Source organism: Endozoicomonas sp. 4G, assembly GCF_023822025.1.
Lineage (GTDB): Bacteria > Pseudomonadota > Gammaproteobacteria > Pseudomonadales > Endozoicomonadaceae > Endozoicomonas_A.
Genome location: NZ_CP082909.1, coordinates 5,302,294 through 5,321,035, shown reverse-complemented (window position 1 = coordinate 5,321,035; position 18,742 = coordinate 5,302,294). Strand labels below are relative to the sequence as shown.

The following is an 18,742-nucleotide window of genomic DNA, read 5'->3' as shown; positions in this document are numbered from 1 at the left end:
GGCCTGCTTCACGGAATATCCCGTACTTCGCTCCAAAAACAGCGATAATCCTCCGGATTCAGCCCTAATTCTTTTAGGTAATCAATGGTTTTAGCCTGAACTTCCTCTGCCGTATAATCTTTGCAGGATCGGATATTTTCAGGGACAGGCTGTAAAGGAGTCTTATCCTTTCTGCACTGATGAAGGTTTTGAAACCAGACTTGCAAAAATTGGTTAATCAATTTGATTTCCTGTACCGTTTTCGGACAACGGAAAAAACGAAATTCCAGCGTTGATAATTTTTCGACATCGCTTGCTCCGGTAATGTGCAGTAAAGATATAGCCATAAATTTTCCGTTCATAACGGCACCAACATTATCCACCCCCTTTTGTAGAGTCACAATATGAACAAGCTGATTGTAAAAATTTGCAAACTGCTCAAGTCTCTCTTTTTTTTCCGAATCAGAGCTCCCTTTATGGCTTGGCTTTTCAGTATCATTTTCTTCTATTTTTTTATTGTATCGGTCAATCATCTTATTTAACCGCTTCAAGGCAAATGATTTTAGGTCTGGATCGTAATCAGCAAATGTTTTATACCATTGAGCTTCATCGTTCTGCAGGATACGATCATTATTTCCAAACGCCCTCAGCAAAAAAGAATTTCGATGGATCTCAGACTCCATCGCCAGAAGCACATCGGTATCACCCTGGGTAGCACTCAAGGCATCGATGTGTTTATGGCCGGAGCTATAATCAATCATCCCTTCGTTGCGCATTGCATTAACCACTTCAATCACCTTCTCAAAAGACAATTCTGCGAGTGGATCATCAGAATGGTAAGGTGTGCAGTGTATTTCGAACCATCCCGCGTCGTAAGTAGGGGTTATGATAAAACGATTATCAAAACCATAACACTTATAGCTTGTGTAAGTGTTACTACTGTAAATAGTCATCCCTTTTTTTTGGATTCGATCTGCAAAACTCTTAAGAGGCCGACACTCTGATTTTTTTATATCATATTCAAGCTCTTCACCGAATTTAAGATTTAATCTGCCTGCCGGTTCCACTTCATTTTCAGTCCCAACAGCGCAGTTATCAAACATGGCATTGACTATACTATCGCAGCGTCTGGAAAAAATAACCTCCATAACATCTTGATTAAAACGCTCTCTTATATCATTACCATTGAGGCGTAGAGCAATGGTTATAAGATTGTTGTATTGACACGCTTCACAAGCACTATCAATGATTTCCTGTCTGAGTTTTATGACAAAATCAAAGATCATAACCAGCTCAGAAAAAAAGCCACTTCCACCAAGAAGGGTTTGAAAAAATGGAAATATAGCTTTCAACAATTTCTCGTAGGTAAATTCAGTGCATAAAATCACAGACTTTGGGATAACATTATCCGGTTTGTTTTCTTTTTTATTAAGATAATCAGCCAGCATGTACCCAAAACAATAATATATTTGAGGTCCATAACGTTTCAATTCCTTTACTGCCTGTTCAGTAAAAATAGCTTTCAGGAAAGACTGTATTTCTTCAACCCGCCCCTGACTCATGGTTTTACCCGCCACGTATTTATCGGGGCTGCCTTCAACAGTAAAACACCGGTCATGGATCAGACCTTCCTGATATAAAACAAAATCGATAAAAATCTCTATTAATTCATCTCTGTGATCATCTTCACCAAATTCTCTTATGATTTTTTCATATCTCAGTGAATGTATGAGGTCTACAATGGTCGTTCGAAAACGTTCAGCCACTTCCTTAGCGGTAAACGTCTCACCCAATAGGCCACTGGCTTGATCTGCGCCCTGACAATCATCAGAAGTAATGCAGTGGGAAACTTTTCGCTCGGGAATAGTCCGACTCACAGTCTGATGACTGCAATCTGGCACAATAGCATCAAGCTTTTGCATCTTCTCTACCGGTGTGAGGGACGCACCCCCAACCCGTAGCATTCTTGAAAAACCTTTGAATGCTTTCTTTTGTGAATCAGAATTTTCATCATTCTTTTCAGCGAGGCTGCTTTTATTAAGTCCGTCAGCACCTGCTCCAGTAGCGTTTACATCCATAAATCCCTCTATTAAACACATTTAATTATTTTGAGCGATGAATGCTTTAGACTATTAGCCTCTAAAAAAATTCCAGAACGATCGTTTATATTTTCCAATGCACTTGAGGGGATTACAGCAATCCTGAAGCGAAAGACTGGCAAGATTGTACCGACCAAGCCAGTCATTTCCCGGTGCAGGTTATGCCATTTTCGGGCGAGGTTTCAGGTAAAAGATGATATAGCGAATGGCGACATACGTCACAATAGCGGTGGCTATCCAGAGTTCAATACGCCCCAGCTGACAAAAGAGATCAGCAAAAACGCCAGTGACCTTGCCTTCCAGCTTCAGCAGTGCGGTGGCACCAATCACCATTGGGAAGGTAAAAGCGGCATAGCCTGGTGAAAATGGCAGTCTCAGCAGTTTAATAAACGCCATATACACCATGGCCGTCATAAAAATCGCCAGTGGTGCCAGAACACTGATCATAATCAAGCTGGGGTTATCCGTGATGGTCAGATAACCTGCCAGAGACAGACTGGCGGGTGCCCCCATAATGGCAAAAGTAGGCAGCGCCGCATCAGGAATAGTGTTCTTGAACATCAGGCGATAAAACATAACGGGCAGCTTCACGAAATAGCAGCACACGCCAAAAATAAACAACGCCTGGACCAGAGGCTCAAAGCCCATACCCGGACTGGTGACCGCAGCCACAATAATGCCAACAGGAGGTACAAACCAACTGGGCACCATGTGCTCAATATCAAAGTCCCGAACCCTGTGCACCACAAAACCAATCAGTAATACCAGGTGAGTCAGAACCGCTGCCGACCAGAGCAAACGTGCCACAATTTCAGAAACAGGCATGAGAGCAGCGGCGATCACCATAACAGCCATGGCACAGGTTGGCATAACGCTGCTGACCACAGGGTGTGCAAGGTCTTCCCGAATCAGGTGCGGGTGCAGAATAAACTTCAGCATCAATTTGAAAACCAGGATAGCGGCGATCACAGCGGCGGTTAACTTCAGCGCCAGGGACTGATCCGGTATCACCAGAGACCAGGCTGCGCCAAGGCTGGCAATGCCCAGTGCCAAGCCGCCAAGAGGGGTAGGAACACGACTTAATCTAGAGACCAGGCCGGTTTTACGACCTGGATTTTCAGACTTATTCATCTTTCTTGTTACCGAGAGTATCTGTTATTCGCTCATGGTCAGTCTCCTGAACTCATGGCTGTTTCAACAGTTTTTGAAGGGAATATGAATAAAATAACGTGTTTACAGAATAATAATATTCAAACTTTTACATGACATAAATCAGTAAAACTTATACTAAAGAGGTTTACGCTTTCGGCAAGAACAGGTCTGGGCAAAAAAATAGCTGGATTAAAGTGAGGAAATTCATATCTCTCCCTCCCAGAGGCAGATAAAAAAAGTCTATAAAATCAGATTCAGTAGCCATTACATCGTATTTTTCATAGTAGAATGCACGGTTAAATTTTTAAACCCAGACACTCTATATGTCGTCAGATAGCAAGTCAGACAGCAATAATGAAGCCTTCAGCCAGCAGGTGCTGCAATGGTTTGATCGTCATGGTCGCAAGAACCTGCCATGGCAGAAAAACATCAACCCCTACCGGGTCTGGATCAGCGAAGTCATGCTGCAGCAGACTCAGGTCGCCACCGTCATTCCGTACTTTGAAAACTTTATGGCACGTTTTCCCACCGTTGCCGACCTGGCTTGGGCCCAGACTGACGATGTGCTTCACCTATGGAGCGGACTGGGATATTACAGCAGAGCCAGAAACCTGCACAAGGCAGCAAACATGGTCATGGATACTTTTGTCGGCGAGTTTCCTCGTTCTGTTGAAGAATTAACGCAGTTACCCGGTATAGGTTTATCCACAGCCGGAGCAATAGCGTCTATCAGTATGGGCATTCGCGCTCCGATTCTGGACGGCAATGTTAAGAGAGTCCTGACCCGTTATCAGGCCATTGCTGGCTGGCCCGGACAGTCTGCGGTGACAAAACAACTGTGGAGTATTGCTGAGGAGTACACCCCACATCATCGCAATGCTGATTACACCCAGGCGATGATGGACCTGGGAGCCATGATCTGCACCCGAACCAAACCTTCCTGCCTGATTTGCCCGTTACAGCAAGACTGTCTGGCCCATGCAGCCGGAGAAGAAACCCGCTACCCCGAGTCCAAACCTAAAAAAGAGAAACCGGAACGATCGATAAGAATGTTAATGGTCATCAACGAGTTTGGAGAGGTTCTGTTGGAAAAAAGGCCACCCACCGGCATCTGGGGAGGACTCTGGGGCTTTCCGGAAATCCAGACTGATGAAGAACTGTCTGAAGCGGCTCAACACAAGACCGGATTGAGTCTGGAAGATTTTGAAGAATGGTCGTCTTTTCGACATACCTTCAGCCATTATCACCTGCATATTACTCCCATCAAATCCTTTGCTGCCAGAGACTGTTCAATAATGGATGGCGATCGATGGCACTGGTTTCAACCGGATCAGCCCTCTGAGCTGGGGCTGGCAGCGCCGGTCAGTAAACTGTTAACGAAAATTAGGAGAAGTTTATAGAGCGTCAGTGTGAGTCAACAGAGACTTTCTGAGCCTCAAAACTGGTCAGGCCCGAAAATATAACCTTTAATGGCTGTAGTCCCAGCACTGTGAGATGGAGTAGATCGTAATGCGACTCTCAGCCCAGCGACTCTCAGCCCAGCGACTCTCAGCCCAACTTCTATCCTGCCTGCTCATTCTGCTGCCATGCCAACTTCTGGCCGACTGGTCGACCTCAAGTTATGAGAAGGACGGCATTGTGCTGCCTTATCAACTTTATTCACCTGCACTTGCACCCAGGCAAAAAGTGCCGCTGGTCATCTACCTGAACGATTCACCCGAGGCAGGAAAAGAAAGTAAGAAGCCGCTCAATAGCAAACAGACTGTCGGGCCTGACTATTTCGCCAGTCAACCCATACAGACCATGCAGAAAGCTTATGTTCTGGCTCCCCGGCCCCCTGCAGACAGGTATTGGGTAAAAGTGCCTCCGGGTGAGTTCAACTTTCAGGAAATCCCTTCTTCCACAGCGCTTTCATCCCTGCTGGAACTGGTCAGCCAGCTGGCCTCAAATTCCGAAATAGATGAGAATCGGATTTATCTGGCGGGTCACGGCCAGGGCGGGAGTGGTGTCTGGTTTGCAGCCATGACCACACCCGATTTATTCACAGCCATCGCTCCCATTGCTGGAGCAGGAAGCCCTGATGCAGCAAAACAGCTCACACGCCTGCCGGTCTGGACGTTCCATGGTGACGCCGACAAGGTGACACCGGTTCTTTATGCCCAAAACATGGTCGATGCCATTATCAGGGCCGGCGGCAGCACACAGCGGCTGCGTTATACAGAAATAGAAGGTGGCAACCATGAGTCGGCCTGGCGTGAGGCATTCAGAGGCCACCAGCTTTGGCAATGGTTCCTGAAACACAGGAAATAGCCGCAGGAAAAGCTCAGTTCTTTATAAAATTTCGGGGTTAGAGATGACAAAGGTTTCAAGTTAAACTACGCAGACTCAATGACAGAATGCCTAGTTCAACATGATCGGTCGATGTAAAGAATATTTCACAGGGTGTTTATCTCTCTCCCTTTTAGTCATCAACACCCTGTTACTCAGTCTTCCGCTGCTCTGCTTTTCCCTGTTGAAGCTCATTATTCCATTAAAAGACTTTCGTCGTTTGATGGGACGTGAGGCCCACTCTTTAGCTGAGCTGTGGATCAGCATCAACTCCCTCTGGATCAGAGGACTGTCAGGAACTCATCTGAATATCAGCGGTCTCAACAATCTGAATCCCAATGGCTATTACCTGGTCACTGCCAACCATCAAAGCTGGGCTGATATTTTACTGATGCAACACCTGCTCAACAGAAAAATCCCCTTGATGAAGTTCTTCCTCAAACAGGAGCTGATCTACGTTCCGGTTATTGGCCTTTGTTGGTGGGCTCTCGACTTCCCGTTTATGAAGCGTTACAGCAAAGCCTATCTTGAAAAACACCCGGAAAAACGCGGCAAAGATCTGGAAAACACCCTTAAAGCCTGCGAAAAATTCAAAACCATGCCGGTATCAATCGTCAATTATCTTGAAGGCACCCGTTATACCGAGGCAAAACACAAAAAGCAGAAATCCCCCTTTGAACACTTGCTGAAACCCCGCGCTGGCGGTATCAGCTATGTGATTGGCGCTCTGGGTGAACAAGTAAGAACCCTTTTGAATATCACCATTGTTTATCATCAAAAAGGCCAGTTGGGTTTCTGGGACTTCCTCTGTGGTCGAATTAAACACGTCAGCATCCATTTTGAACAACGAACCATCCCGGAATCGTTCACAGGCCGAAATTACCAGCAGGACGCTGAATTTCGTAATGACTTTCAGGCGTGGGTCAATCATCTCTGGGAAGAAAAAGATCAGCTTATACAACAGATGAAGTGTTATGAAAACCAGCCCGGATCAGCTTAACTTTAATAACCGCTTTGGCCGGTTGCCAGACGTGTTCTATACCCGTCTTCAACCCATCCCCCTGGATCATCCAAAGCTGGTAGCCGTAAGCCAGAACGCCGCTGATCTGTTAGATCTTGAGCTGGGCGACAGCTGCAAACAACAGTTGACTCAGATAGCTGGCGGTTCACGGGTTCCAGAAAGCGCCGACCCTCTGGCAATGGTCTACTCCGGGCATCAGTTTGGCAGCTATAACCCGCAGCTGGGTGATGGACGAGGCTTGCTGCTGGGAGAAGTGACCAACGACAAAGGAGAAAGCTGGGATCTCCACTTGAAAGGAGCGGGTATGACACCCTACTCCCGATTTGGCGATGGTCGGGCTGTTTTACGTTCCTGCATCCGTGAGTACCTGGCTTCAGAGGCTTTGTTTCACCTGGGTATCCCGACCACCCGCGCCCTTTGTGTGGTGACCAGCGACACGCCGGTTTATCGTGAAACGGAGGAACGCGGATCGACCCTGTTGCGAATAGCAAAAACGCATATCCGCTTCGGTCACTTTGAGTATTTCTATTACACCCAACAACACGACGCTCTTAAAACACTGGCCGAGTTTACGATTCAGAACTACTTTCCCCAATGGCTCAATAAAGACGACAAATACTGTTTACTTTTCAAAACAGTGGTGGAGAAGACCGCTCACATGATTGCCCTGTGGCAGGCCAACGGCTTTGCCCATGGAGTGATGAACACCGACAACATGAGCATTCTCGGAGAAACCTTTGATTACGGGCCTTATGGCTTTCAGGATGATTTTAACTGGCACTACATCTGTAACCACTCGGATCATTCCGGTCGCTACGCCTTCAGCCAGCAGCCTGACATAGGTTACTGGAACTGTGGTCGACTGGCGCAGGCTCTGGTGCCTCTGCTGGACGATGCATCGGCTCTGCAAAAAATATTGGACAGCTATCCCACACTTTACTCAGACAAATACCTTTCATTGATGAGTGAAAAGCTGGGACTGCGGGAAGAAGAGCCTGAAGACTCAGAGCTGATCCGGGACCTTCTGCAACAGCTCCATGAGCAACACCTGGACTACACCCTGTTTTTCCGGGCATTGTCGAATTACCAACCGGGTCAGGCATCATCCGCATTAATGGACTTGTGCAGCCAGCCTGATCCCCTCAAACAATGGCTGCAACGCTATGATGAAAGGGTTCTTCGAAACTCGGAGCCAGAGCAGCAGCGTCACCAGCGAATGAAACAGGTTAACCCCAAATACGTTTTGCGAAACTATCTTGCCCAAACGGCAATCGAAAAAGCAGAAACAGGGGATTACAGTGAGATCAAACAACTGATGACAGTGTTGAAATCACCCTATGATGAACACCCTGATCTGGAACACTATGCCCAAAAGCCCCCTGAATGGGGTAAAAAACTGGAAGTCAGCTGTTCGTCCTGACGGATAGTTTGCTATACCATGCCACGATTTAGAAAAAGGGGATACCCATGGCCCGTACTGTACATTGTGTAAAACTCAACAAAGAAGCCGAAGGTCTTGCTGTACCGCCACTGCCAGGCCCGAAAGGCCAGTGGGTTTATGAGAACGTATCCCAGGCCGCCTGGAGTGAATGGCAAGCCCACCAGACTCGCCTGATTAACGAGAAACACCTTAACCTGCTGGATCCTGAAACCCGCAAATACCTGACCGAACAAATGGATAGGTTTTTCGCTGGCGAAGACTATGATGCCGCTGAGGGTTTTGTGCCGGAACAGCATTAAAAAACGGAAAATCGGTATGCCCGACTTGACTCAGAGGGGGGAAATCCGTTTAATACGCCTCGCACATGATTGCATGAAATGCCTGGGTAGCTCAGTTGGTAGAGCAGCGGATTGAAAATCCGCGTGTCGGTGGTTCGATTCCGCCCCTAGGCACCATCTGTCTTTACGGATGGTGTTAGCAAAAGCAGTCTGGCATGGCCTGGGTAGCTCAGTTGGTAGAGCAGCGGATTGAAAATCCGCGTGTCGGTGGTTCGATTCCGCCCCCAGGCACCATGGATAGATACAAAAAAGCCTCGCACTTGCGGGGCTTTTTTCGTTCTAGATGTAATTGACGGGTTCCCTCTATCAATGGCACATCAAACTCATTGAAGTGACGTACCAGGTGCTTATCTTCCCCCTCCTTGGCCTACACCCCCCACTCAGCCCCAAAACCGTAGCTTTTTTCTACAGTCGTCAAAACCTGTTTCAAGTCAGTACATTTACTAACGACGAAGGTGTACTATTGACCCAACAAATTTAAAATATATTCAGATCGGTTCAAAAATTATGCATGACAGTCTAGGCAAAGCACTATGTATCAAGAGTTACTCATTTGAGACAGAGGGGGACATGGGCATTGTCAAAATACTTTTTGTCCAGGAGGATGACAAGTACACACCTTACACCCCGGAAATTGAAGCTGAAGACGGGATATTCATTACCCATAGCTACGAATCAGCCACAAACGCCTTCGATGAGGGTGAGATTTTCTGCATTAACGCTTACAGGGAGTCAGATCGGGACGATTGGAAAGAAGGGACTGGATATAAAAAACGGTTTGTGTCCAATGGTACAGAGATCTCTGCCCTGAATAAATATGAAATGATGCCCATCATAAAGTGCTCTCTACCAGATAAAAAAACAGGCATCATTGATAGCAGCATCATTCCTCCACTCAACAAGTCCTTCTTTGTACACAGTGAAGATAAGGCCTATGGCCCATTTTTAGCCAGTAGAGTTAATGATGACAGTTATCGTTTGATGCCTGTTAGTGGTTCTTTAAACCTTGATACTGATCACATTGTATCCATAGACATAACAGAACTGGCTAAGTGTACTGTGGTTCAACGCTCAACAGACGCTTTATATTTGCCCAATCTGAATAGCATTAAGGAGATGAGTGGCTCCCTGGAAAAAATTGATTTTATCTCAGACAAAGACCTGATCAGGTATTTTGCTAAAAACGGCTTTGGTAAAAATGTCAAGAAATTATCTAAAAGCGCGGCAAAAGGGCTGCTTGACGCTATAGATAAGCACAGTCAACAAAAAGCCTCATATAGAAGCCATGAACGCCTGGATCGGCTCAAGAACATAATGGATGACTATCTATCTCAGGATGACATCGGTCAAGAAATAATTAATGACTGGACTAATTCCAGACAAGGTGAAAAGTTTCTTGGTAAGTACATTCAGAATAACAAGTCAAAGATACTTGATGACCGTATAACAAAACTGGATAAAGAAGCAGAGGAAGAACGTGCCAAGCTTGAGGCTCGTAGAAATAAGTATAAGAAAGAGCATGATAGCGAGATGGCTCGTTTAAATGCTGAGCTTGAAAAACTCCGCATCAGGGAAAGAAACGAAAGACAGGAAATTGATGACCAATTAGCCCAATACCGCCAGCAATCAGAAAAGCAGAAAAAAGAAGAAATACAGAAGCAAAATGCTGAGCTTATGGCTGAAATAGAAGCCCTGGAGCAGCAAAGAGACACGATGGCTTCAGAAAATGCCGAGCTAGGCCAGGAGCTTGAGCACCTCCGTCATGCTCGTTCTCTTCAAACTGTCATTGAAAATCTGGAGTTTCAGAAAGACTCTCTGGTTCGCACCATTGAAGCAAAGAATGCTTTACTGAATGACACCAATGAATTAAGAAAACTTGCTATTCAAGACAAAACCTTAAAACAGTTGATGTCCCTGAACTCCACCATTGATTCTGATCAGAAAATAGAGTTCTCAGAGGTAATCTGTAACGACAATCCAGCCACTCGACCAGAAGATTATATAGAGGCCATCAAGTCTCATCTTGATGAGCAAGAAGGCCGGTCATTGTCCAGAGATGAGGTAGCCAACCTCATGATCTGCATTGCTCAAAATTATCTCACCTGCCTGGCGGGCCCTCCCGGTGGAGGTAAAACATCGTCTGTGGTTCGGTTAGCAGAAGCAATGGGGCTTCATAATTCTGAAGAAAATAAACCAGGCCATTTTTTGAATATTTCTGTCGGTCAGGGTTGGGCAGGTATCCGAGACCTATTGGGTTATTTCAATGCTATAAAAGGTGAGTTTCAACCAGCTCCAACCAAACTTTATGAGTTTTTACAGCATCTTCAGGATGATCAAGAAAAGAAATTTCTCCGATTAGTACTCCTGGATGAAGGAAATCTGAGTCCTCTTGAACACTATTGGTCTGACTTTCTGCAAATGGCAGACGCCGAGTATAGAAACAAGGTGTTAAGTCTGGGTGCAAAAGATAATAACCTGATACTCCAGCCCGCTAACAACTTGCGCTGGATAACAACGATAAACTCTGACGAAACAACAGAAAGACTGTCACCTCGACTGCTCGACAGGGTTCCAGTGATTAAAATGGATCCAGAACTGGATATTGAAAGCATCCTGGATTACACAACATCTGAAACGCAAACGGTTCCTGGCGGCATAAATTGGTCAACGCTTGAGAACTGGTTCAGCCCCCAGGAGGACAAAGATTTTTCTGTCTCCGATCGGCAGGTTATCAAATTTATTCTTGATCAAAATGACAAATCTCGAATGCTGCATTTGAGCCAGCGAAAACTGAGCAATATGCGACATTACCTGAATGTAGCTAACCAGCATATGGGGGAGAGTCAGGCACTTGACTGGTGTATCGCTATGTATATTTTACCGACTATCGAAGGCTATGGTAAACGTATTGAAGGGGGGTTACAGGCTCTGATTGGTGAGCTTGACAAAAATGGCCTGCGACGCTCGCTCAAGATTGTTGATTCCATTCTTGAAGAAGGTCGTCTGTCGCAAAGTTATAGCTTTTTCTAAGCCAGGAGAGCAGCTTTGCAACATTACATCTTGCACCTTGAGTTACTCGATGGCGCCAGGAGGGGGGTCACCCTCTCCCTTCCTGTTAAAGGTGATAGCCATCCTTCTGTCTGCCGTGTAAAGGAAGATGAAAGTCTTCGTCTGGCTGTCGTTCTTCCTGAACATTGGGAGAATGTGACCATTGCCGTTGCAGATCAATTGCTGGAACCCACAGAGTGGTCAGAGGTAGATTCTGGAATAGAGTACGTCTGGATACCCAATAAACAGAAAAATAAATACACCCCTTATTTTCGAAATTACTTCGGAATAGCAAACTTTGAGATTTCTGCCCACAATACCATCACAGGCCTGCCTGAGATAATCGTTTTTTCTGAAATAGAAGTACTTGCGAGGAGACTTAATGCCGAAAGAGCCAGTCAAATGCTCGACTACCTGTTTCAAAAATCTTTCCCCTTACATGCCACCACCAGTCCAACCAGGCAAAAGGGGAGTAACTATTATGGTAGCGGTAGCTATGATGGTAACGGAGAAACACCGACCCAGCGATTGGATGCTCTCGAACATATATGTAGCGTATTAGAACAAAATATCCCAATCATTGCTCGACGACCTCTCACCAGACTGCGACAGAAAAGAGTGGTTGAGCCTGTTTATGGAAAAGATCTCAACGCAAGCGAAGCCTCCATACAGTGGCTAGCAAGAAATACCGATCAATTAACACCGGAAACAGATAAGGAAAATGCTCATCTTCAACTGGACGACCAACTGTATAGGGTAAGCCAGCTAGCAGTCCAAAAACCCACCGGGTCAACCGATATAACTGAGAATCGCAGGATTCTTGGAGTATTAAGAAACCTTCAACAGCAAATTGAAGATTTAATTTCTTCAATAGAGAACAGGATATGTTCTATTGAGAAAAAAGGGCAGGGATCAGGTACAACTGGAGCCTATGTAAGCTTTTTCAACTGCTTATCACACCATGTTCGTCAATTGAATCAAACAAGGCTTTATCGTTGTGAGCGCCTAAAAACCAGATTGCAAGTCTGCACTCGCATTTATGAACGTTCTGTTCCGGTAAGACAGCCTGATTTATCGATCACCATATCGGCAAAAGCTAAGTCGAATCATTCCTATAGAGATATTATGCTGGCTGCTTTGAAGCTTTATGGCAGCATAGACTGGAAGCAAGAAGATATTTTTCTGGCAATTCACTCAATTCCAAAACTGTATGAATTATTCTGCCTTGAACAGCTTAAAGAAGCCCTTCATAAAGTGCCCGATATGGTGACAAAACAGGACATCAAGCTTGCCACTGGTTCTGACAGAGGTAAACATGCTGCATTCTCATGGGAAGACTGGAATATAAGCCTCCTATATCAACCCATATTCCCGACAGAAAAGAGCGGCGATGCTTTGTCCATTATTAACAGCGAAGGCTGGACTGAGAGATACGATGGCAGTTTGGTCGAAAGAATCAAAAACAAAAGAGAGCCTGATTACATCATAGATATACAGCACATCACAAAAGACTACCGCTATATTATAGTGCTAGACGCAAAGTACACTCATTCAGAAAATGCATACAGCCGTGACTTGAAGTCCTCGGTCATGAAATATGTTCATGGCTTGCACCTCCTGAAAGGCGGCTTTTCTCCTGTCATTGGTTTATATATTCTTTTTCCTGAAGAGGGTGCGCGCTCTTTTCATCATGAGCACTTCGGGATAATGAGTGAGCAACCCGTACTCCCTGTGCTTACAACGCACTCGATGTCCCCCAGGTACTCTTCAACACTCAATAACCTGGAAAGGAAACTTCACAAGTTGATGAGTGCTGCTACAAAAACTGTGAAACCCTCTTCTTAAATTTGGGTGAGCCTGCTCACCCTTTCCAGGTCTGGAGCGGTGCTCAGACCGTTCTGGCACACCAGACGACCTTACCTACTATTGGATTTTCTTCCAGCTTTTTCAGGTCTATATTCCAGCGGGGATACTCAGGGTTATCGCTGATTATTTTCAGTTCATGCTGAATCTGTTTGACCCGCTTGGCCATCAAACCTTCTTCGGTCTGAATCAGATACACCGCTTCACTCTGAACTGATTTCCGGGACATATCCACCAGCACCTGATCGCCATCCCGAAAGGTAGGCAGCATACTGTCACCGCTGATGGTGACAAAGGCCAGGTTTTCACCGGAAACACCTAGTTTCTGGCTAAGAAAAGCCTTACTGAAGGTAAAGTAGTGGCTGACATCCTCAGCCTGTACAACAGAGCCTATGCCGGCGCTGGCCTGCACATCAAACATGGGGGCGAAGACCAGTTCTTTAGTGTCTGAAGTTTCAGAAATTTGTCCACTGTCGTTTTGTTCACCGGTCAACAGCCAGTTCAGGTCGACCCGAAACTCATCGTAGAGACTTTCCAGATAGGCCATGGAAGGGCGGCTGGTGCCCCGACAGATTTTATAGATATGAGAGGCGGATTTGCCTGTCATTTCAGCAAACTGCTTTTTGTTTCCCTGTGTCAGACGATCAACTATCAACTGAAAACGGCGCGCGAAAGCGTTTGCCATACCTTGTTTTTTCCTGAATAAGAATAAAAAATCAATTATACCAGCTCTGATCAGCGGTGCAGAAATGAAAAGAGTGCGCCACTATTCAGCCTTTAAGCAAGGATCGATATAATCAACCGATGACTTTCCAGCTACGCCCTTATCAAAAAGACGCTGTTTCCAGAGTGATACAGCATTTTCGCAACAGTGACGATCCTGCCCTTGTGGTATTGCCCACAGGTGCCGGCAAAAGTCTGGTGATCAGTGAGCTGGGGCGCATTGCCCGTGGCCGGGTTCTGGTTCTGGCTCACGTCAAAGAGCTGGTTGAACAGAATCATGCCAAGTACCAGAGCTATGACCTGAAAGCCTCTATTTTCAGTGCCGGGCTGGGCAGAAAGGAGGCCTCTGAGCAGGTTGTATTTGGCAGTGTTCAGTCTGTCGTTAGAAATCTGGATCAGTTTAACGACGAGAGCTTCACGCTGCTGGTCATTGATGAGTGTCATCGGGTCTCTCTGGAGAAAACCTCCAGCTATCACAAGGTTATTGAACATCTTCAAAAGCTCAATCCGAGGCTGAAAATACTGGGATTAACGGCAACGCCCTATCGGCTTGGTATGGGCTGGATTTATCAGCATTACCTCCCCGGAAACAAAAAAGGTACCCAGAGAACGGCAGAAACCCGATTTTTCAAAAGCTGTCTTTATGAGCTTCCGTTGTCGTATATGATTAAAAATAACTATCTGACACCTGCAACGTTGATCGATGCCCCTGTGGTTTTTTACGACTTCAGCCTTTTATCTAGAGATCGTTTTGGTCGCTATAACGAAGCTGATCTGAACACGCTGCTAAAGGGTAAAGGCCGGGCAACGCAACAGATTATCACCCAGGTTCTGAAAGAGTCCGAAAACAGAAAAGGCGTCATGATCTTCGCTTCTACCGTAGATCATGCCCGGGAAATCATGGGCTATCTGCCAGAATCTGAATCTGCTTTGATTATTGGTGACACAGCTACACAGGAGCGTGACAGTCTGATTCAGGCTTTCAAGGCTCAGAAGATCAAATATCTGGTTAACGTTTCGGTATTAACCACCGGCTTTGATGCCCCCCATGTTGATCTGATTGCAATCCTTCGCCCCACGGAGTCGGTCAGCCTTTATCAACAGATTGTGGGTCGCGGGCTTCGGCTGGCCGAAGGCAAGAAAGATTGTCTGATTATGGACTTTGCCGGTAATCGCTATAATCTGTTCAGCCCTGAAATAGGCAGTCCAAAGCCTGACTCCAAATCCGTGCCAGTGACGGTTCCCTGCCCTGCCTGTGGTCATGAGAACAGCTTCTGGGGCATTGTCGACAGTGACGGTGATCTGGTTGAACACTATGGCCGCCGTTGTCAGGGCATTGAAGCGTTTGAAGGTGAAATTATTCAATGTGACTTCCGCTATCGCTTCAAGGAGTGTGACGAGTGCGGTGCCGAAAACGATATTGCCGCCCGAAAATGTCATCAATGCAAAAAAGCACTGGTGGATCCGGATAAAAAACTGCGGGATGCACTTAACCTGAAAGACTGTATGGTTCTGCGCTGTTCAGGTATGACGCTGGAGTCTGACAGCAAGGACAGTACCCCCAGGATCAAAATCACCTACTACGATGAAGACGGAGCTGAAGTCAGCGAGTTTTTCCGTCTGGACACACCTGCCCAGCAGGGCGCCTTTTATCATCATTTTGGTAAACATGCCCTGATTAACCGTGCTGAACCCTTCAGGGCCAAGTCGGTGGACACGGTTATCAGTCAACAAAAGAAATTTCGCAAACCAGACTTTGTGATTGCCCGGAAAGAGAAACACTACTGGTCGGTCGTTGATAAGCTTTACGACTATGAAGGTCATTACAGAAAGGCTTACGAGGCTGAATAAAGGAGCCTGAAGCCAGACTATTTATGACAGAAATAAATAAAATCAATTAATCTGACCACTCGCCTGAAAGGCTTACCCCGTCTGGGCTACAGCAATTTCCATAGCTTGCGGGAAAACGACACAGATTGATCTTACAAAAAAATCCAAGCACTATCTCTGGTACTGAAGTTTAAATTGAGTCTTTCTGTCTTGACCCATGCTTGAAAAAAGTAATCTGCTCACCGAAATAGGTCGAATGCTGCCTTCTATGACTATTGGAGAATGCCTTGATATTCGGTCTTACAAGCGCAACCGGATTATTGTGATCTGCAGAAAAGAAGTGGACCGGTACCTGCTGATCGAAAACGGCTTTTCGCAACAGAGCATGACAGGCCACGAAGTCTATATCCTCAAAGCCCTGAAGAAGGTCATCAAGAAAGAATTTCCCCGCAGCAATAAGCTCAGAATCTATCGAGAGGGGGTTACCGACCCCTATGCACTCAGTACTCTGAAACGTAAAACGCTATGATACCTATTAATGACTCTATTCCGAGGGTTCTGAAAGATATTCAGGTTCTCTCTCCAGGTTCAGGACTGAGTGTTCACAGTTACAAAAAGGATCGCGGCCTGTACATTGATGTGCTTTCCGAGAACCTCTTTATGATCACGGAGTTTGGTTACTTCAATCAGGAATCAGAAGTGGATTACGCTCTGTTGAAAAAACAGCTTAAGCGTATTTTTAAGCGAGAGTTTCCAAGATCACGATTCATTTACTTGAAAAAACGGGGCAAAAAGCCAAAGGCAGGGCAACAAGAGCTGCTTTAGACGGAAAACTTAACAGACTGTTAATCCTGAGCTTAAGGTTTGCCTGGCATAATTATGATGTCTATTCTCGGTCAGGCTCCCGGAACGGATACAACAGCTATTTCATAGAAAACAAGGCAGAGCATCTCTTGAATGTCAGGCTCTGCAAGGTAGTCAAACATGTCAGACAAATTACTCTCATTGCCTCAGGTTCTCAGCCGGGTTTCAAGAGGATCGACCGAAGAAGAAGGTTTTCCCAAACCTATCAGGCTGCCCTTCAGCAATAGTCCTTACTGGTTTAAATCAGAGATTGAAAGATGGCTGGTGAAGGAAAACCAAACAGCCTCCTGAACGGCTAAAGCCGTGAATGAGGCAGGTGTGACTTTTAATAGAGCACCTTTATAGATCAAGGAATAAGGTCATAATACATATTTTCATCAAACGGTTTTTTTTGATGCACTGCTTGCTTGTGTTGCAACAGTTTTTCAGCACCCTCACACATCGTATTGCATAAAGTATTCTGGCCATCCCTGACCACTAACTCGTTACAGTAAAGTTGATCGTGAAAGCTTCTTTTATGCCACGCCAGTTGTCGATGATTACACAGAACCACCCCGCATTCCTGCTGCTGGCCATCCGGGTGTTGCATTATCATTCGACAGGTTACACCACCTCCATATCCAACTTCATATACTTCATATTCATATCCATCTTCATCTGTATCTTCCTCTGAATCCATTGAAAGGTCGGGGGGAAGGGGTACATCAAATCCTAACGTTGCACCCTCAAAGGCGTTTAGGGCTTTTTTACAAACACCACGACAGGAACCGACGTAACAATTTAAACCCATCGTATGAAGGTGTTGATCAGGGCTCTGGTTGCCGCCGCCAGAGCCGGAAGACATGAGGTTGGCGAAAGCAGATGTAAGGTGGGGGACGGTTCCTGACGCTTGCTGACCGGATGATGCTGCTGCCGGGTTTGACTGGCCACTTTGTTGACTCTGCCCGGACAGCATCATAGTGTTAATCGCAAACGGGTGATCCCGACTTGCTTCCAGTTGACCTATCGGGTTAAACAGCGTTGAATCGGGATTCCAATAGCTTTTCAAAAGCCAGCCGATCGCAAAAAATGCTTCTTCAGTTAGCGATGAATAATGTTTAGCGCCGGGAACAGCGTTATCGCTGGTCAGAGCCAGTTTGTAAACAACCAGCGCATTGGCGGCGTAAATCAATTCCCACGAGATCGCATCAAAAAAGGTCGTTTTTAACCCATAACCGTCAAGTCCGTGTGATTTGCCATCAGGCGGCAAAATGGGTTCTCCATAGTCGTTTATGTCAGCAAGGTATGACGGGTTGCCTGACAATGTATGCGGGTCAGGCTTTATGGAAAAACTCTGGATTGAAGAGCCTGCATCCTGTTGAAGCTCGACAACAAAATTGCTCCCCAATGACTCGCCCAGACAGATGACAGAAAACAGGAACATCAACGACAGCAGTGCCGCAGAGAGTATATTTTTCACAGTTTTATCCTTACATCTACCCGGTTTCGTATTTTTGCAGACTGCTAAAGCTAGATCAGAGAAGTTAAAAATCAAGAAAATAAGCGTGTTTCTCTGTCAAAAACCAGCGAGGTGTCGTTTATTCTGAAAGTCACAATTACCAGAGACAATGCAACAAGAACGGCTTTAGATAGAAAACTTAATAGACTGTTAATCCTTAGTTTAAGGTTTGCCGGGCATAATTATGATGTCTATTCTCGGTCAGGCTCCCGGAACGGATACAACAGCTATTTCATAGAAAACAAGGCAGAGCATCTCTTGAATGTCAGGCTCTGCAAGGTAGTCAAAAATGTCAGACAAACTACTCTCACTGCCCCAGGTTCTCAGCCGGGTTTCAAGAGGATCGACCGAAGAAGAAGGTTTTCCTAAACCTGTCAGGCTGCCCTTCAGCAATAATCCTTACTGGTTTAAATCAGAGATTGAAGGATGGCTGATGAAGGAAAATCAGGCAGCCTCCTGAATCAGATTTTGAGAGGGTGGCTGCCACCCTCTTGATTAATTGCAAATCTCTTTTTCTGCTTTTTTTTACCAAATAACAAAAACCCCAGTCGATCTCTC

General features: G+C 45.8%; 15 protein-coding genes and 2 tRNA genes. 13 read left to right on the top strand and 4 right to left on the bottom strand.

Going from position 1 to position 18,742, the window contains the following annotated elements:
• Positions 1-8: 8 nt before the first annotated feature.
• On the bottom strand, positions 9-2,057 hold the full coding sequence (locus K7B67_RS21100) for a hypothetical protein (RefSeq protein WP_252177819.1): 2,049 nt from the start codon (positions 2,055-2,057) through the stop codon (positions 9-11).
• Between the two features lie 180 nt (positions 2,058-2,237).
• The gene (locus tag K7B67_RS21095) at positions 2,238-3,209 is read right to left on the bottom strand and encodes a TDT family transporter (RefSeq protein ID WP_252177818.1); all 972 of its coding nucleotides are present in this window, start codon (positions 3,207-3,209) and stop codon (positions 2,238-2,240) included.
• A 344-nt stretch (positions 3,210-3,553) separates the two neighbouring features.
• Between K7B67_RS21095 and mutY the strand changes: the two genes are divergently transcribed.
• The 9 genes from mutY to K7B67_RS21050 all read left to right on the top strand — a co-directional run bounded on the left by mutY (position 3,554) and on the right by K7B67_RS21050 (position 13,251).
• Positions 3,554-4,630, top strand: a complete 1,077-nt coding sequence (gene mutY, locus K7B67_RS21090; RefSeq protein WP_252177817.1) for an A/G-specific adenine glycosylase — start codon at positions 3,554-3,556, stop codon at positions 4,628-4,630.
• Positions 4,631-4,739: 109 nt separating this feature from the next.
• Positions 4,740-5,540, top strand: coding sequence for a phospholipase (locus K7B67_RS21085; RefSeq protein WP_252177816.1), 801 nt, complete (start codon positions 4,740-4,742; stop codon positions 5,538-5,540).
• Between the two features lie 100 nt (positions 5,541-5,640).
• Positions 5,641-6,558: an acyltransferase gene (locus K7B67_RS21080; RefSeq protein WP_252177815.1), complete on the top strand. Its 918-nt coding sequence runs from the start codon at positions 5,641-5,643 to the stop codon at positions 6,556-6,558.
• On the top strand, positions 6,533-7,999 hold the full coding sequence (locus tag K7B67_RS21075) for a protein adenylyltransferase SelO (RefSeq protein WP_252177814.1): 1,467 nt from the start codon (positions 6,533-6,535) through the stop codon (positions 7,997-7,999). Before K7B67_RS21080 ends, K7B67_RS21075 begins: the two co-directional genes overlap by 26 nt.
• Before the next feature lie 47 nt (positions 8,000-8,046).
• Positions 8,047-8,319, top strand: coding sequence for an oxidative damage protection protein (locus tag K7B67_RS21070; protein WP_252177813.1), 273 nt, complete (start codon positions 8,047-8,049; stop codon positions 8,317-8,319).
• Between the two features lie 80 nt (positions 8,320-8,399).
• Positions 8,400-8,475: transfer RNA gene (locus K7B67_RS21065), tRNA-Phe, on the top strand.
• Positions 8,476-8,516: 41 nt separating this feature from the next.
• Positions 8,517-8,592, top strand: a tRNA-Phe gene (locus K7B67_RS21060).
• Between the two features lie 336 nt (positions 8,593-8,928).
• Positions 8,929-11,388 carry a hypothetical protein gene (locus K7B67_RS21055; RefSeq protein WP_252177812.1) on the top strand — a complete coding sequence of 820 codons (2,460 nt, stop codon included), beginning with the start codon at positions 8,929-8,931 and terminating at the stop codon, positions 11,386-11,388.
• Positions 11,389-11,403: 15 nt separating this feature from the next.
• Positions 11,404-13,251, top strand: coding sequence for a nuclease domain-containing protein (locus K7B67_RS21050; protein WP_252177811.1), 1,848 nt, complete (start codon positions 11,404-11,406; stop codon positions 13,249-13,251).
• 43 nt (positions 13,252-13,294) lie between these two features.
• Here the strand turns inward: K7B67_RS21050 and K7B67_RS21045 are convergent, their stop codons facing one another.
• A complete protein-coding gene (locus tag K7B67_RS21045) occupies positions 13,295-13,954 on the bottom strand; it encodes an XRE family transcriptional regulator (protein WP_252177810.1) in 660 nt (219 codons plus the stop codon).
• 119 nt (positions 13,955-14,073) lie between these two features.
• Here K7B67_RS21045 and K7B67_RS21040 point away from each other — a divergent pair, with 119 nt between their 5' ends.
• From K7B67_RS21040 to K7B67_RS21030, 3 genes are all read left to right on the top strand, one after another.
• Positions 14,074-15,843 (top strand): DEAD/DEAH box helicase, encoded by a 1,770-nt coding sequence (locus K7B67_RS21040; RefSeq protein ID WP_252177809.1) that lies wholly within the window; start codon positions 14,074-14,076, stop codon positions 15,841-15,843.
• A gap of 196 nt (positions 15,844-16,039) precedes the next feature.
• Positions 16,040-16,351, top strand: a complete 312-nt coding sequence (locus K7B67_RS21035) for a hypothetical protein (RefSeq protein ID WP_252177808.1) — start codon at positions 16,040-16,042, stop codon at positions 16,349-16,351.
• Positions 16,348-16,647 (top strand): hypothetical protein, encoded by a 300-nt coding sequence (locus tag K7B67_RS21030; RefSeq protein ID WP_252177807.1) that lies wholly within the window; start codon positions 16,348-16,350, stop codon positions 16,645-16,647. The genes K7B67_RS21035 and K7B67_RS21030 overlap by 4 nt, the downstream gene beginning before the upstream one ends.
• A 385-nt stretch (positions 16,648-17,032) precedes the next feature.
• Here K7B67_RS21030 and K7B67_RS21025 read toward each other — a convergent pair whose 3' ends face one another.
• Positions 17,033-18,145: a hypothetical protein gene (locus tag K7B67_RS21025; protein WP_252177806.1), complete on the bottom strand. Its 1,113-nt coding sequence runs from the start codon at positions 18,143-18,145 to the stop codon at positions 17,033-17,035.
• A 328-nt stretch (positions 18,146-18,473) separates the two neighbouring features.
• Between K7B67_RS21025 and K7B67_RS21020 the strand changes: the two genes are divergently transcribed.
• Positions 18,474-18,644 carry a hypothetical protein gene (locus K7B67_RS21020; RefSeq protein WP_252177805.1) on the top strand — a complete coding sequence of 57 codons (171 nt, stop codon included), beginning with the start codon at positions 18,474-18,476 and terminating at the stop codon, positions 18,642-18,644.
• The last annotated feature ends 98 nt before the right edge of the window (positions 18,645-18,742 follow it).